At 73.8% G+C, this 14,625-nt stretch carries 13 protein-coding genes; 7 read left to right on the forward strand and 6 right to left on the reverse strand.

The genetic code is table 11. The annotated features are described in order from the left end of the window. Window positions 1-100: 100 nt before the first annotated feature. Together NMK44_RS27115 and NMK44_RS27120 are read right to left on the reverse strand one after the other, a co-directional pair. Window positions 101-778, reverse strand: coding sequence for a siderophore-interacting protein (locus tag NMK44_RS27115; protein ID WP_254747755.1), 678 nt, complete (start codon window positions 776-778; stop codon window positions 101-103). After that, a complete protein-coding gene (locus NMK44_RS27120) occupies window positions 775-2,271 on the reverse strand; it encodes an MFS transporter (RefSeq protein ID WP_254747757.1) in 1,497 nt (498 codons plus the stop codon). Before NMK44_RS27120 ends, NMK44_RS27115 begins: the two co-directional genes overlap by 4 nt. 133 nt (window positions 2,272-2,404) lie before the next feature. Between NMK44_RS27120 and NMK44_RS27125 the strand changes: the two genes are divergently transcribed. Together NMK44_RS27125 and NMK44_RS27130 are read left to right on the forward strand one after the other, a co-directional pair. Then, window positions 2,405-3,334 (forward strand): LysR family transcriptional regulator, encoded by a 930-nt coding sequence (locus tag NMK44_RS27125; protein WP_254747759.1) that lies wholly within the window; start codon window positions 2,405-2,407, stop codon window positions 3,332-3,334. A 28-nt stretch (window positions 3,335-3,362) separates the two neighbouring features. Then, entirely contained in the window at window positions 3,363-3,890 is a 528-nt protein-coding gene (locus NMK44_RS27130; protein ID WP_254747761.1) for an STAS domain-containing protein, read from the forward strand. Here NMK44_RS27130 and NMK44_RS27135 read toward each other — a convergent pair. Both NMK44_RS27135 and NMK44_RS27140 read right to left on the reverse strand, forming a co-directional pair. After that, on the reverse strand, window positions 3,801-4,787 hold the full coding sequence (locus NMK44_RS27135) for a sigma-70 family RNA polymerase sigma factor (protein ID WP_254747763.1): 987 nt from the start codon (window positions 4,785-4,787) through the stop codon (window positions 3,801-3,803). The genes NMK44_RS27130 and NMK44_RS27135 overlap by 90 nt on opposite strands. Window positions 4,788-4,965: 178 nt before the next feature. Beyond that, window positions 4,966-5,214 (reverse strand): DUF6296 family protein, encoded by a 249-nt coding sequence (locus tag NMK44_RS27140; protein WP_254747765.1) that lies wholly within the window; start codon window positions 5,212-5,214, stop codon window positions 4,966-4,968. A gap of 129 nt (window positions 5,215-5,343) precedes the next feature. On the opposite strand from NMK44_RS27140, the gene NMK44_RS27145 reads away from it, so the two are divergent. Then, window positions 5,344-6,723, forward strand: a complete 1,380-nt coding sequence (locus NMK44_RS27145; RefSeq protein WP_254747776.1) for an FAD-binding oxidoreductase — start codon at window positions 5,344-5,346, stop codon at window positions 6,721-6,723. Window positions 6,724-6,755: 32 nt separating this feature from the next. Here the strand turns inward: NMK44_RS27145 and NMK44_RS27150 are convergent, their stop codons facing one another. Both NMK44_RS27150 and NMK44_RS27155 read right to left on the reverse strand, forming a co-directional pair. After that, on the reverse strand, window positions 6,756-11,201 hold the full coding sequence (locus NMK44_RS27150; protein ID WP_254747787.1) for a cation-translocating P-type ATPase: 4,446 nt from the start codon (window positions 11,199-11,201) through the stop codon (window positions 6,756-6,758). Window positions 11,202-11,246: 45 nt separating this feature from the next. Beyond that, complete coding sequence (locus NMK44_RS27155) at window positions 11,247-11,714, reverse strand: hypothetical protein (protein ID WP_254747789.1); 468 nt, start codon at window positions 11,712-11,714, stop codon at window positions 11,247-11,249. Between NMK44_RS27155 and NMK44_RS27160 the strand changes: the two genes are divergently transcribed. The 4 genes from NMK44_RS27160 to cseB all read left to right on the forward strand — a co-directional run bounded on the left by NMK44_RS27160 (window position 11,713) and on the right by cseB (window position 14,625). Beyond that, entirely contained in the window at window positions 11,713-12,018 is a 306-nt protein-coding gene (locus tag NMK44_RS27160; protein ID WP_254747791.1) for a hypothetical protein, read from the forward strand. The two genes, NMK44_RS27155 and NMK44_RS27160, sit on opposite strands and share 2 nt — an antisense overlap. A gap of 220 nt (window positions 12,019-12,238) precedes the next feature. After that, window positions 12,239-12,901, forward strand: coding sequence for a helix-turn-helix transcriptional regulator (locus NMK44_RS27165; RefSeq protein ID WP_374215348.1), 663 nt, complete (start codon window positions 12,239-12,241; stop codon window positions 12,899-12,901). A 144-nt stretch (window positions 12,902-13,045) separates the two neighbouring features. After that, window positions 13,046-13,846: a hypothetical protein gene (locus NMK44_RS27170; protein WP_254747926.1), complete on the forward strand. Its 801-nt coding sequence runs from the start codon at window positions 13,046-13,048 to the stop codon at window positions 13,844-13,846. Then, a complete protein-coding gene (gene cseB, locus NMK44_RS27175) occupies window positions 13,843-14,625 on the forward strand; it encodes a two-component system response regulator CseB (protein WP_254747794.1) in 783 nt (260 codons plus the stop codon). Before NMK44_RS27170 ends, cseB begins: the two co-directional genes overlap by 4 nt.

Below are 14,625 nucleotides of genomic sequence, written 5' to 3' on the forward strand. Positions count from 1 at the left end.
GGGGGGGGGGGGGGGGGGGGGGGGGGGGGGGGGGGGGGGGGGCGCGCGGGGCGGGGGGGGGGGGGGGGGCCCCCCCCCGGCCCCCCCCCCCCCACCACGGTCACTCCATGCCGGTGCGCCCGGGGGTCCAGAAGGGTTTGGTGACCACCGAACGGCGGGGCCAGGTGAGGTCGTTCACCAGATGGCGCCGGACCGCCTGTACGGTGCGGGCCTCGCCCGCGACATAGGCCACCCCCGGCCGCGCGGGGAGGTCGAGGTTCCGCAGCGCCGCGACCAGGGTCCGGGAGGAGGCGGCCGGACCGCCGTTCCGGTAGCGCCAGCACACCTCCCGGGGCAACGGGAGCCGGTCGTCCGCGGTATCCACCTCGACCAGGCCGTACACCGTCTCGGTGGCGTCCAGCGCGGCCATCATCGGACCGAAGGCGGCCATCGCGGTCTCCTCCCCCACGAACAGGTGGTACGGCGCGGGCCGGGTGATGAACCCGCCCTCGGGGCGGCCGAACAGCACCTGCTCACCAGGGCGTACGGTACGGGCCCACCGGGCGCCCGGACCGTCGCCGCCGTGGTCGAGCATCCGCAGCTCCACGGCCCCGCCGTCGAGGTCCCACACCGAGTAGGTACGGCGCGGGCCGCGCAGTCCGCCCAGCTGGAGACGGATCTGCTGGCCGGGGACCCATGGCAGCTCGCGGCAGGCGATCCTGACCCGCCGCATCCGTCCGGCGGCCACCCCCGCGTACTCGACGGTGCCCCGGACCAGGAAGCGTTCGAGCAGTTTCACCGCTTCTCCTCCCGGAACCAGAGGACCACCACGACGGCTAGGACCGCCACGACCGCGGCGACCACCCGGAATCCGACGGTCATGGCGTCCGTGAAGGCGGCGACGGCACGGGCGTGCTCGGCGGCGCCCAGTGACCGCGCCGCCGTCATCGCCTCGCCGGGCGAATCCGCGTGTCCGCCCAGGGAGTCGGGCAGCCGGTCGGTGAACCGGGCGGTCAGCACCGTGCCCATGACCGCCACGCCCAGCGCGCTGCCGACCTCCCGGGCCGCGCTGCCCAGACCGGAGCCGAGTCCGGCCCGGCTGTGCGGCAGGGCGCCGAGTATCGAGGCGGACAGCATCGGCATGGACAGCCCCATCCCGGCCGCCGTCACCAGGAACACCGCGGCGTACAGCGGATACGGGGTGTCGGCGTCGGCGAGGGAGAGCAGGGCGAGTCCACCCGCGAGGGAGATGAGCCCGGCCGCGATGACCCGGCCCGCGCCGATCCGCCGGCCCAGCGGGATGCTGTGCCGTGAGACCACCAGCATGCCGATGGCCAGGGGGCCGATCGCGAGGCCGGTGAGGACGGGTGAGTAGCCCTTGACGTACTGGAGGAACTGCGCGTTGACGAAGAACAGCGCGAAGAGACCGAAGAAGGTGAGGGTCACCCCCAGCACACCCGCCCGCAGCCGGGGCACGGCGAACACCCTCGGGTCGATCAGCGGATGCGCGGCGCGCAGCGCGTACAGCACGAAACCGGTGAGGACGACCACGGAGGCCGCGAAGGCACCGAGGACGGTGGCCGAGGTCCAGCCGCGTTCGGGTCCCTCGATGACACCGAAGAGCAGGGCCACGAAGCCGAGGACGATCAGAACCGTGCCCACGATGTCCGGGTCGGCGGGGTGGCGTTCACCGCGCGGTGCGTAGCGGGCGGTGAGGAGGAACAGCACCAGGGAGATCGGCGCCACGCACCAGAACAGCCCCTGCCAGGGCAGGTATTGCAGGATGAGGCCACCGCCGAGGTTGCCGGCCATTCCGGCGGCGCCGGTGGCCGCGGTCCACACCGCGATGGTGTGCGGCCGCCGCTCGGGCGGGGCGGTCTGGAGGGCCAGCGAGAGGGTGGCGGGCATGATCAGCGCGGCCCCGGCGCCGGTGAGCGCGCGGGCGGCGATGAGGACCGCGGGGCCGGGCGCCAGTGCGGAGGCCAGGGCGCCCACGGTGAACAGCGCGAGTCCGCTGAGCAGGGCGCCTTTGCGTCCGCAGCGGTCGCCGAGCGCCCCGGCCGGTATCAGCAGACAGGCGAAGACGATGACGTACGCGTCGACGATCCACAGCAGTTCGGTGGAACTGGGGTGCAGGGAGCCGTTGTTCAGCTGGGGGATGGCGAGGTTGATGGCGGCGACGAGCGCGATGGTCAGGATCACGCAGGACGACATCAGGGCCAGGACGCCGCCGGGGCGTGGCGCGGTGCGGCCCGGCGCCGGCGGCGCGGGACGTGCGGTGGTGACGGTCATGGAGAAACCTCACGGAGCGCGGAGGACATGGCCGCTCTCGGACGAGAGCGGGGATGGATACGGCGGCCGACCGTCGCTTGTAACGTAGGCGCCCCTGAGACATAACTTCAAATGCAACTTATGCAAGGAATAAGTGCACGTGACGCAATCAAAGCTGGACTTCAATCTGCTGGTCGCCCTCGACGCCCTGCTGGAGGAGGAGAGTGTGAGCGGCGCGGCCCTGCGGCTCCATCTGTCGAGTCCGGCCATGAGCCGTACGCTCGCCCGGATCCGTACGGCGCTCGGCGACCCGGTGCTGGTGCGTTCGGGGCGGCGGATGGTGCCGACACCCCGGGCGCTGGCGCTCCGCGAGGAGGTGCGCGAGGTCGTGGAGCGGACGCGGGCGGTGTTCACCCCCGCCGGGAAGCTCGAACTGACCACGCTGGAACGCACCTTCACACTGCTGGCCGACGACGGGCTGCTGACGCTCATCGGGATGGGGCTGCTGGAGCGGGTCCGCCGTGAGACGCCGGGCGTCAGTCTGCGGCTCGTCCCGGAGGGGCCCGGAGAGACCTCGGTGCTGCGGGAGGGCCGCGCCGATCTGGAGCTGGGGGTGTTCCACGATCCGCCGCCCGAGTCCCGGGTGGAGCGCCTGGTCACCGATGACAACGTGGGGGTGGTCCGCGGCGGCCATCCGCTGCTCTCCGGGCCCATCACCCCCGAGCGCTATGCCGCGGCCGACCATCTGTCGGCCTCCCGCCGAGGGCTGTTGCACGGTCCGATCGACGAGGCGCTCGGCGAACTGGGGCTGCGGCGGCGGGTGGTGGCCTCGGTGCCGACGTTCGCCTCGGCCCTGCTGGTGACGGCGGACAGCGATCTGGTAGCGCGGGCCGGGAGACTGCTGACCCGGCCGCATGTCGAGCGGCTGGGGCTGGCCACCTTCGAGATTCCGCTGGAGCTGCCGCGGCTGCCGATCGGTCAGCGGTGGCATCCGCGGTACGACGCGGATCCGGCCCATATCTGGCTGCGCGGCTGCGTCCGGGAGATCGCGGGGGCGATCGGACCGGGGACCGGGGGCCGATGACTTTCCCGCCGCCCGAGGGTCCTTGCTGATGAGCACCACTGAACACCACAACAGGAGGTGGATGTTGGCCGGTCCCGAGAACACGCCGATGCGCCGCGCGGGCGGCGGTGAGCCACCGGAGGTGACGCCGGTGCCGCCCCGGCGGCCCCCGGTCGTCCTGGTGCTGGACGGACCCGTGGGGCGGGCGGAAGTGCCGCGGCTGTGCGAGCGCCTCGGGGAGCTGGCACACGGCGGCGGCCCCGGCCCGGTGACGGTGGACGTGGCCGCGGTGAGCCGCCCGGACCTGGCCGTGGTCGAGGCCCTGGCCCGGCTGCGGCTCACCGCCCGGCGGCTGGGCCGCGGGATGCGGCTGCGGAATGCCGGGGGTGGGCTGCGGGAGCTGCTCGTCTGGGCCGGTCTCGAGGAGACCCTGAGCGACGGGCCGAAGGGGACCCACGGCCCGGCCGCGCCGGACCCGGGAGACGGTCTACGGGTCGATGCGCCCGGGGAGTCCGAAGAGCGGGAACAGGGTCTGGGTGTCCAGGAAGGAGTTGAGCCCCGTGATCCGCCCGTCTGATATCTCCAGCACCTGGAGCGCCCACGGTTCATGCCCGCCGTCGGGAGCCGGACGGTACTGGCCGAACGCGGGTGTCCCGTTCGCCACCGTGGGGACCAGCCGCGAGCCCCGGCATCCGGCGCCATGGCCCACCAGCCACTGGCGGATGTGCTCATGGCCGCGCAGCCACAGCTCGTAGGGCGGCATCGACAGGGTGGCGTCCTCGTGCAGCAGCGCGGTGAGGGAGTCCAGGTCGTACCGCTCGAAGGCGTCCACATAGCGGGCGAGCAGCGCGCGCTGCTCCTCGTCCAGGGGCTTGACCGGGTCACTGGCGGTGATCTCGGTCGCGGCGAGGGTGGCCCGTGCGCGCTGCAGCGCGCTGTTGACCGAGGCCACGGTGGTGCCCAGCAGCTCGGCGACCTCACTGGCCTTCCAGGCCAGCACCTCGCGCAGGATCAGCACCGCGCGCTGCCGGGGCGCCAGGTGCTGGAGGGCGGCGACGAACGCCAGGCGCACCGAGTCCCGCTGGGCCGCCACCTCGGCGGGGTCTCCCCCGTCGGCCAGCACCTGACCGTCCGGGACGGGGCCGACCCAGGTGGCCTCCGGCTGCGCGGCCAGCGTGGTCGGGTACGGGGTGGCGGCGGAGGTCAGGTCCATCGGGCGGGCGCGGCGCTTGCTCCCGTTCAGCATGTCCAGACAGACATTGGTGGCGATGCGGTAGAGCCAGGAACGCAGGGCGGAGCGGCCCTCGAAGCGGTCCAGGCCCCGCCAGGCGCGGACCATCGTCTCCTGGACGGCGTCCTCGGCCTCGAACGCCGAGCCCAGCATCCGGTAGCAGTATCCGGTGAGCTGCACCCGGAACGGCTCGAGCCGGAGCTCGGCACCGGCCGCACTGTCCACCGCGGCGACATCACTCATGGAAGGCTCCCTGCCGCGCGGCGACGCACCGGACCGCCGCACCGTCGATCGTTCTCCGGTTCCAGTGAGTGCACCGTATAGGGCGGGTCTGACAATCCACCCCGACGTGCGGAAACACCGGACATCACGGGCGGGTCGCACGATCGCGCACAGGGCCCTCGCACACCGCGGCGGCCCCTCAGGCCACCGGGCGGGCGGTCACGGCGGAGGAGTGCACCTGGTGACCACCGCTGGCGATCATCCGCACCTCGGCGCGGTCACTGATCTCCGCCCGGACGATCCCGGTGTCATCCGCGTACACCGGATGCCCGCCCGGTCCGCTGGTGTCCGTGCGGTGCACCACGACCACGTCCTCACCCATGGTGTCCTTCGAGGTCAGGTCACCCAGATCGATGAAGACCAGTTCATATCTCTCCTGACGCCCCATGACGCCCTCCTCCCGCGCCAAGGTGGCCCCCTGGCTTACAAACCGGGACAATCCACCCTATCGGACGTATCCGCCCCCGCACGACCGCAGGGCGCCCACCTCGGCATTCACCCCGACGGAAAGGTGATCATGAGCACCGACGCACGGGACGCACGGCTGGAGGGAACGGTCGTCGAGCGCGGCGAGCCCGGATACGAGCGCGTATGGGCGCGCATGGTGTGGAACGGGGTCAAGCCCGCGCGCTTCCCCGACGTGATCGTGACGGCCGCCTCGGAACGGGACGTCCCCCGGGCCGTCCGGCTGGCCCGCGCCCGTTCGCTGCGCGTCGGTGTGCGGTCCGGCGGACACAGCTGGTGCGCCTCCCCGCTGCGCGAGGGAACCCTGCTGCTCGATCTGTCCCGGCTGCGCGGTATCACCGTCGATCCCGGCCGTCGCACCGCGGAGGTCCAGCCCGGGGTCACCGGGGGTGAACTCGCCGCGGAGCTGGACCGGTACGGACTGATCTTCCCCTCGGGCCACTGCCCCTCCGTGGCCGTCGGCGGCTATCTGCTCAGCGGTGGGCTCGGCTGGAACCCGGGGGTGTTCGGGCCCGCCTGCGCCAGTGTGACGGGGATCGAGGCGGTGACGGCGGACGGGGAGGTGGTCCGCTGTGACGCCGGGGAGCACCCCGGGCTCTTCTGGGCGGCGCGCGGCGCCGGTCCCGGTTTCTTCGCCGTGGTGACGCGGTTCCGGCTGCGGCTGCGTCCACTGCCGTCGGCGATCACGACCACCGCGTACTCCTTCCCCCTGGCCGACGCCGAACCCGTGGCGCGCTGGATCGCCGGGGTGGCCGAGGGGCTGGACCCGGGCGTGGAGGCCGGGCTGACCCTGGCCACCGCCGGACCGGACGTCTCCGGAGCATCGCCGCGCCCCAAGGTGGTGTCGGTGACCGCCACCGCCTTCGCGGACTCACGGCAGGAAGCCCTGCGGTGGCTGGCCCCGCTGCGGGACTGCCCGTTCCCCGGACGCACCCTGTCCCGGCGGGAGGAGGAACCGACGACGCTGGCGGCGATGTACGAGGGCTGTGACGCGGTGTGGCCCCGGGAGCACCGCTACGCGGTGGACACCCTGTGGTCCGATGAGGACCTGGGCACGCTGATGGCGCTGTGCGGTGAGGCGATGGCGATGGCCCCCTCCGAGAAGTCCCTCTTCCTGGTGCCCCTCGCCCCCGCCTCGCGGAATCCGGAACTCTGGCACGACATGGCGTTCTCCGTCCTGGGCCGCAACTACCTGGTGCCCTACGCCGTCTGGGAGGACCCGGACGAGGACGGCGCCCAACTGCGGTGGCTGCGGCGGACGATGGAGCTGCTGGAACCGCTGGGCACCGGCCACTACATCGCCGAGGCCGACCTCCCGGCCGCACTCATCCGCGCCGAGCGGTCGTTCACACCGGACGACTGGCGGCGGCTGGAGGAGCTGCGGGCCCGCTACGACCCGGACGGGGTCTTCCCCGCGCCCCTGCCCCGCTGAGGGACGGCCGCCGCCGGGTGTGCCCAGGGACATCACTCCTCGTCGCCGTCGGCAGGCTGCCGGAGCGCCAGTTCACTGACCAGCGGTGTCAGCGCCGACCCGAAGAGCGTGGCCGCCGCGATCGAACCCAGGGTGATGCCCCAGGCCAGCGGGCCCAGCGGGGTGCAGCCGAAGAAGTGGCTGACCCCCGGGGTCTGGATGATGGCGGCGAGGACCGCGGCGGAGCCCAGACCCGCGATCAGCACGTGCCGGTCCAGTCCGCCGGTGGCCAGGGTCTGCGCCAGCTGGGTGCCGACCAGCGCGGCCAGCGCCACCGTACGGGCCCGGCGGCCGCGTCCGGTGAGCCGGGCGCTGGTCCACGCCACCCCGGCACCGGCGGCGGTGATCAGCCCGCGCAGCAGCATCTCCTTGGTCAGCGCGGTGCCCAGGGAGCGGCTGGGACCCTCCTTCAGCAGCCGTTCACCGGTGTGGCCGGTGGGTTCGCGGACCGCGATGGCCAGCGCCGGGGCGAGGTCGGTCAACAGGTTCACCAGCATGATCTGCCGGGCGCTGAGCGGGGTGCTGCCGGTGAGCGCGGAGGCCACCACGCTGAAGGTGACCTCGCCGAAGTTGCCGCCGATGAGGATGGCGAGCGCGGCCCGTACCGACGCCCACATGGCACGGCCCTCCATCAGGGCCGACACGATGGTCTCCAGCCGGTCGTCGGTGACGACCAGGTCCGCGGCGGCGGTGGCGGCGGGGGTGCCGCGCCGCCCCAGGGCGATGCCGACGTCCGCGAGCCGGATGGCGGGGGCGTCGTTGGCCCCGTCGCCGGTCATCGCCACCACCTTCCCCAGACGCTGGTACGCCTGGACGATCCGGACCTTGTGGTGCGGGCTGCACCGGGCGATGACATCCACCGTGGGCAGCAGCGCGTCGAGTTCGGTGTCGTCCATCTCGTCCAGCTCGGGCCCGGTGCACACCGTCGGCTCGGGGGTGTCGATGACGGTGGCGGCGATGGCGTCGGCCGTGGCCGGGTGGTCCCCGGTGAGCATCACCGTCTGCACACCGGCCTCGCGCAGCCGCGCGGTCGCGGGCGCGGCGCCGGTGCGGACCGGGTCGGCGAGCGCGATGAACCCGAGGAAGACCAGCTCCGAGACGGACGCGTCGGTGAGCTCCTCGCCCGCGCGGACGGGGCGTTCGGCAACCGCCAGCACCCGGCGTCCGGCACCGGCCAGTTCCTCGGCGGCCGCGGTCAGTTCGCGCACGGCGGCCTCGTCCAGGTCGGTGGCGGTGGGCGAACCCGGGGTCTGCCGCCGGACACAGCGGTCGAGCACTCCTTCCGGCGCCCCCTTCACACTGAGCAGGGCGCCGCGCGCGGTGTTTCCCGCGGTCGCGTGGTACGCGCGGGAGGGTTCGAACGGCAGGGAGTCGGTGCGCCGCCAGCGCGGCGCGCCCCGGCGTACGGCGACCCCCGCCCGGCGGGCACCGGCCACGACCGCGCGGTCGGTCTGGTGCGCCATGGGCTCCGACTGCCGGGCGGGCGGGGTGGCGCGCAGGGCGGCGGCGAGCACGGCCTTGCGGGGGGAGTCGAGCCGGTCCGCGGGGAGCGGTCCGCCGCCGTCGCTGACGGCGGCGAGCTGGAGGGTGCCCTCGGTGAGCGTACCGGTCTTGTCGAAGCACAGGACCTCGGCACGGCCGAGCGCCTCGATGGTGCGGGGGTTGCGGACCAGGGCGCCGAGGTCCGCCAGACGGCGGGCGGCGGCCAGTTGGGCGGCGTTGACCAGGAACGGAAGCCCTTCGGGGACGGAGGCGACGGCGAGGTTGACCGCGGAGGCCAGGTTCTCGGTGAGCGGGTGGCCGTGCAGCAGTCCGGCGCCGGAGACGGCGGCGGCGGAGCCGAGGGCGATGGGCAGACTGGCCCGGGTGAGCGAGGTCAGCCGGGCCTCGACACCGGTGACGGGGGCCGCCTGGCGGGCGGTGGCCAGACTCCGGCCGACCTCGGTGGAGGGACCGGTGGCCACCACGACGGCCTGGGCCCGTCCGGCGGAGACGGTGGTGCCCTCGTAGACCATCGAGGCGCGCTCGGTGAGGTGCGCCGCGACCACCGGCGCCGGATCCTTGGCCACCGGCAGGGACTCCCCGGTGAGCGAGGACTCGTCGACCTCCAGTCCGTCGGTCTCCAGCAGCCGGCAGTCGGCGGGCACCACATCCTCCGGGCCCAGCGCGATGATGTCCCCGGGGACCAGGGCACCGGCGGTGACCAGGCGCGCGGTCCCGCCGCGCCGTACCCGAGCGCCCACCGCGGAGCGGGCGAACAGCTCCGCGAGCGCCTTTTCGGTCCTGACCCGCTGGAAGCCGCCGACGAGCGCCGAGGTGCCGGTGATGGCGGCCACGAGCGCGGCGTCGGTGCGCGACCCCACGGCGGCGGCGAGTGCGGCACCGGCGGCGAGAACCGGGGTCAGGGGGTTGGCCAGCTCTTCGACGAAGGCCGAAGGGAGGCTGGTGCCGGTCGGCTCGCCGGTGCGCGGGCCGCCCCCGGCGCGTGCCGCGGCCTGCTCGGCGCTGAGCCCGTCGGTACCGGTGCACAGCCGTTCCAGCACCCGGGGGACGGGCATCAGATGCCAGGGGGTGGTGGTCACCGGCGGCACCATGGGGCGGGCGAGGAGCTGCCGGGCGCGCCAGGCCCCCATGCAGAAGGCCACGGTTCCGGCCGCGGTGCCGGCGCTTGCACCGCGGGCCGCCGCCTGGCGCCGCGGTGCCTTGAGGGCGGCGACGGCGCCGATACCGCTGCCGCTGGCCGAGAGCAGGGCGCTCTCCCGGTCGACCCGCGCGGCCACGCCCACGGCGTCCACGATGAGCCCGGCGGACTCCAGGTCCGCGCCGACCAGCAGATGCGCGCCCCAGGCCGGGGGCTCGCCCTCGCGGTGCACCCCGACTCCGCAGTCGGCCGCCCCCAGTGCCCGGCGGTTGCCCGAGAGCAGCAGCACGATCGCGCCCTCGGCCTGGAGGGCGCGGACGGAGGCCACGAGGCGGCGGCCCGCCGGGGCCACCGCGTCCGCGAAGGTGAACGCCGTGGGACGTGGACGGTCGGTGGCCAGGACGATCCGCGCACCGGCCCGGCGGGCCGCGGCGGCCACCGCCTCGGCTCCCGGGACCGCCTGGGCGGCCAGCCCCGCCACGGCCTGGAGGCGGTGCCCCTCGGCCAGGCCGAGCACCCGCTCGCTGCCCCTGCGGCGGAGCGTTCCGGCGGCTTTGCTGCCGCTGCGGCCGGACAGCTCCAGCCGGTCCAGCGGGCCGAGCACCCAGCCGTCGTCCCGCCGCACCTCCAGGGGCGCGTCGGGGTCGAAGAGGTCGAAGAGCCGCTCACTGGCGCGTTCGGGATCCACACCGCCGAGCAGTTCCACGTCGACGGGTTCGTAGCGGTCCCCGCGGAGCGCGGCCTCGTCGAGGACGACGGTGTCGACCTGGCCCAGCCGCCGCAGGGAGCTGCGGTCCATGGCCAGCACACCGCGCAGCGCCAGGAACCGGCCGAGGCTGGTCGCGAACCCCTCCCGGCCGGCCCCCGGGGCCTTGGGTATCGACGAGAACGCGACGGCCAGCCCGCGGCGGGGCCCGGCGAAGGGCGTGCTGAGCGCCCCGGCCAGCGCTCCGGTGGCCATCGAGCGCTCGGCGAAGACCTCCATCCGGTCCCGCGGGGTGGGACCCGGCCGTTCGACCACGATCGGCTCGGCCACCACGTCCTGGGGCCCGTGCACGAGCTGCGGCTCCATCGCCGCCCACGCCTCGCCCTCGGCCCCGGCCTCCCGCCACAGGGCCATGCGTTCCAGCAGGTCCAGCGCGAGCCCTCCGCCCCGGGTGGCCACCCCCTGGGTCAGCGCGCTGAGCACGGGCAGGGTGGCCTGGGTGGGCTCCCCCCGGGTGAGGGCCAGGGCGAGCCGCCGCAGCCGCGGATGGTTCTGGATCGCGGACACGGTGGCGCCCACCTCGGTGGGCAGTTTCAGCCACGGCGCCAGGCGCAGCACGGTGGCCACGCTCAGTCCCACCACATCGGCGGCCAGGACGGACAGGGACTGGGCGTCCCGGGGGCCGCCGGAGGGGTGGCGGGGTTCCGGCGCCCATTCGTCGAATTCCTCGCTGGGAACGGTGGGCACCTGCGCTTCCGCCCGTTCGACCAGGGCCATCAGCTCCAGCTCGGACGGCGGCGGGGAGGCCACGGCCACCACGACCCGCTCGGAGGGGGCGTTCACCCGGGCCCACAGCACCCGCTGGTGCTCCTCCAGGGCCCGTTCCACCCGGCGTGCGACCTGCTCACCGCCGATGCCGTGCACTCCGTGCACCTCGATGTAGTAGCGCCCTGGGTACGACCAGACGCCGCGGTCCGTGGAGCGGACCAGTCGTCCGACGGCGGCGGCTGCCCGTGCCCCGGCGGACATCCCGTCCGTGATGGGCCCCAGCAGCGAGGACATGGGCAGGTGCAGCCCAGACAGCGGTGACATCGGCCAGACCTCCGCTCCCCGGGCAGCCCGCCCGGTTCATCCCGATTACCCTGAAAAGGGAAGAAGATTCCGACGCTCATCACGTGTGGACGTGAGACCAGTGACCACTCCCACCAGTTCCCGCCGGGGTGGTTCCCCGGCGACGGCGAAGTCCGCGGGCGGCGGCCGGGCCACGAAGACCGCATCGGCCGGGTCGGCCGCGAAGGCCGCCGCGACATCCAGGAAGACGACGCCGAAGACGGCAACGGCCAAGAAGACCACGGCACAGAAGGCCACGGCGAAGGCGAAACCGGCGAAGAAGTCGACGGCGGCCTCGACGGCGAAGAAGACCCCGGCGACGGCCAAGAAGACCGCGGCGGCCTCGACGGCCAAGGCGACCAGGACCGCGGCGAAGGCGACCAGGACCACGGACCGTCCCGCCAAGGCGGCGCGGACGTCGGCCGGGACGGCCAGGAACACCAAGGCCGAGAAGGCCGCGAAGCGCTCCCGGACGGCCAAGGCGGCGAAGGCCATGACCACCACGCGCAGCGACGGCCACCGCTCGGTGACCGTGACCATGCCCACGCTCGGCACCATGGGCCATGCCACGACCCGGGCGGCCGGCGGTGCCGCGCACGCGGCCATGATGCCCTTCCACGTCGCCCGGCGGATCCTGCCCGCCAAGGGCGGACTGCCCCTGTACGCGGGACTCGGAGCGCTCGGCGCCGTGGAGGTGCTCGAGTGGCCCGTGGCCGTCGGCATCGGCGTGGGCTACGCGGTGCTGCGCCGCGGCGGTGTGATGGCACCACCGTCCACCGGCCGCGAGGCCACCGCCTGACGGCGCCCGCCCCCTTCTTCGTACACCGGTCCGGCCGGTGTCTCCGGCCTGCCTCCACCCCGCGCTACCGGATGGTGCGTCAATGCACCAACCGGTAGCGCACGTTCGGGCATAAACGGTCACGGCTGCGGGGGATTCGGTCAAGAAGATTGGCCCAGATCATTGGTATACACCGAGAAGTTCATCTAACACCCGTCACGCGAACTCCCCTAGGAAAGCGGTGAGTCCCTTGGCCCTCCCCCACACCGCCCGGGTCGTCCCCCGTCCCTCCGGCCCGGCCCTGCGCGCCATGCCACGGCACGCGACCGGCATGGCCACACTTGCGCCCGGTCTCCAAGTGCTGGCCGGGGACCACGACTTCTTCCGGCATTTCGGAGGCTCCTCGGCCGACCTGTGCGGCCGCCATCTCTTCGAGCTGCTGCACCCCAGCGCTCCAGCCGTGCTGCGGGAGCACTTCTCCCGGCTGCACGACGGGCGGCGCACCCGGTTCACCGAGCGCGTCGTGGGATACCGCTCACCTGACCACGTGTTTTCCGGAGAGCTGACCGGTACCGCGATCCAGGGCCGGTCCCACCGGCTGTCGGCCATCGTCGTGCTGATCAAACCGGATGACACGCGGTTCCCGGGCGCCCAGCCCGCCCAGCGCACCCTGCTGTCGCCCCTGGAGGCCCGGATACTCGAGGGCGTCGCCACCGGCGCCTCGACGCAGGAGCTGGCCGGGAAGCTCTACCTGAGCCGGCAGGGCGTGGAGTACCACGTGGGATCGATGCTGCGGAAGCTCAAGGCGCCCAACCGGGCAGCGCTGGTGGCGCGGGCCTACGCGGCGGGAATGCTGACGGTGGGCACCTGGCCCGCCACGGTGCGGCCGGACTTCGTCAAGTAACGGCCCGGCGGGCGGTCTTCCGGGCAGCGATTCGGGCATGATCCGGGCACCGTTCCGATGGCCGACGGGCATCCCCCGTCGGCCATCCGCCGTTTTCCCCGCCGCCCGGTGGGCACCCGGGCCCCTCGGTAGGCTGGCAGCGCTATGCACTCCTCCCCCTGCGACCCCTCCGAACGGCGCACGGCCCGGCGGCTGGCCCGGGCCCGGTCGGCGCGCGGTGTCCTCCCCGTTCTGCTGGCGGCCGGTGTGGCCCTCGGCACGGCCGGTTGCGCACCCCAGGCCGGACCGCACGACGGCGGCGCGGCGCCCAAGCTGTCCGCGCCCACCAGCGCCTCCCCGCTGTGGCCGCGCTACACCCCGTCGTCCAGCCCCCAGCCGGGCAAGACCCCGCCCCCCTACGTCCGGTATCTGCCGCTCGAGAAGGTGCGGGTGCCCAAGGACGGTGTGACCGCGCTGTCGGCGCGGACGCTGCTGGAGAGCGATCCCAACCTCCCGGCCATCGTGCCGATGTCGGTCAGACCCTGCCCCGGACGCGACTGCCCCATGCGCAAGGCCGTGCACCGCGATCTGACCGGGGACGGCCGGGACGAGATGGTGGTGGCGGTCGATCTGCCCAAGTTCGACCGGACGTTGCTGCAGGTCTACTGGGCGTCGGGACGGACGGTCCGGCCGATCCTGGTGTTCTGGGGCCCGCTGGGGCTGGGCGGTGACACCTACGGACACGATCTGCTGGTCACCGCGACCGGCGACGCGGGCCGGTACACCACCCGCTTCCACTGGAACGGCAAGGTGATGGCGGCCGTTTCACCCGGCGATGCCACCAGCAGCCCGCCGGAGGGCCGGGCCCCCGGCGACCCCGGCGACCTCGGCGGACCGGACAGCGGGCTGGGCCCGGACGACGGCACCGGTACGGACACCGGCACGGATACGAGGACGAGCCCATGACCTCCCCCTACCCCCCGCCCGGCCCGTCCCCGGTACCCGGGTCCTTGGCCGCGCCCGGGTCCGCGTCCGAGGCGCGCATCCTGCTCGTCGAGGACGACGAGGTCATCCGCAACACGGTGCGGATGGCGCTGGAGCGGTACGGCTTCACCGTGCACACCGCGGGCGACGGCCTCACCGGTCTCGAGGTGTTCCGCGAGGCACGGCCCGATCTGCTGCTCCTGGACGTCATGCTGCCCGAACTGGACGGCATCGGACTGTGCCGCAGGGTCCGCGAGTTCAGCCTCGCCCCGATCCTGATGATGTCCGCGCGGGGCGATTCGCTGGACGTCGTCTCCGGTCTGGAGGCGGGCGCCGACGACTACGTGGTCAAGCCGTGTGAGAGCGCGGTCCTGGTGGCCCGTATCCGTTCACTGCTGCGCCGTGCCTCGTTCGCGCCGGTCCTCCGCTCCGGAACACCGGCCCGGGCGGACGGCGCGGAGCCCGCGGGCGAACCGGACACCCTCGTCTTCGGCGATCTGACCATCGACACCCTCGGTATGGAGGTGCGGCGGGAGGGCGAACCGCTCGCGCTGACCCCCACCGAGCTGCGGATGCTGCTGGAGTTCGCCGGTTCACCGGGGGTCGTGCTGGAGCGCCGCACCCTGCTCAGCCGGGTCTGGGACCACGCGTGGCAGGGCGACACCCGGGTGGTGGACCTCCATGTGCAGCGGCTGCGGGCGAAGATAGGCGCCGAGCGGATCGAAACCGTCCGTGGCTTCGGCTACAAGCTGCGGCGCTGA

The organism is Streptomyces cucumeris (assembly GCF_024295805.1).
In the GTDB taxonomy this organism is placed as follows: Bacteria; Actinomycetota; Actinomycetes; order Streptomycetales; family Streptomycetaceae; genus Streptomyces; species Streptomyces cucumeris.

Coding starts and splice junctions, on each gene's coding strand:
- NMK44_RS27120 (WP_254747757.1), bottom strand. CDS start 2,271: ATGACCGTCACCACCGCACGTCCCGCGCCGCCGGCGCCGGGCCGCACC.
- NMK44_RS27130 (WP_254747761.1), top strand. CDS start 3,363: ATGAGCACCACTGAACACCACAACAGGAGGTGGATGTTGGCCGGTCCC.
- NMK44_RS27135 (WP_254747763.1), bottom strand. CDS start 4,787: ATGAGTGATGTCGCCGCGGTGGACAGTGCGGCCGGTGCCGAGCTCCGG.
- NMK44_RS27140 (WP_254747765.1), bottom strand. CDS start 5,214: ATGGGGCGTCAGGAGAGATATGAACTGGTCTTCATCGATCTGGGTGAC.
- NMK44_RS27145 (WP_254747776.1), top strand. CDS start 5,344: ATGAGCACCGACGCACGGGACGCACGGCTGGAGGGAACGGTCGTCGAG.
- NMK44_RS27150 (WP_254747787.1), bottom strand. CDS start 11,201: ATGTCACCGCTGTCTGGGCTGCACCTGCCCATGTCCTCGCTGCTGGGG.
- NMK44_RS27160 (WP_254747791.1), top strand. CDS start 11,713: ATGACCACCACGCGCAGCGACGGCCACCGCTCGGTGACCGTGACCATG.
- NMK44_RS27155 (WP_254747789.1), bottom strand. CDS start 11,714: ATGGCCTTCGCCGCCTTGGCCGTCCGGGAGCGCTTCGCGGCCTTCTCG.
- NMK44_RS27170 (WP_254747926.1), top strand. CDS start 13,046: ATGCACTCCTCCCCCTGCGACCCCTCCGAACGGCGCACGGCCCGGCGG.
- cseB (WP_254747794.1), top strand. CDS start 13,843: ATGACCTCCCCCTACCCCCCGCCCGGCCCGTCCCCGGTACCCGGGTCC.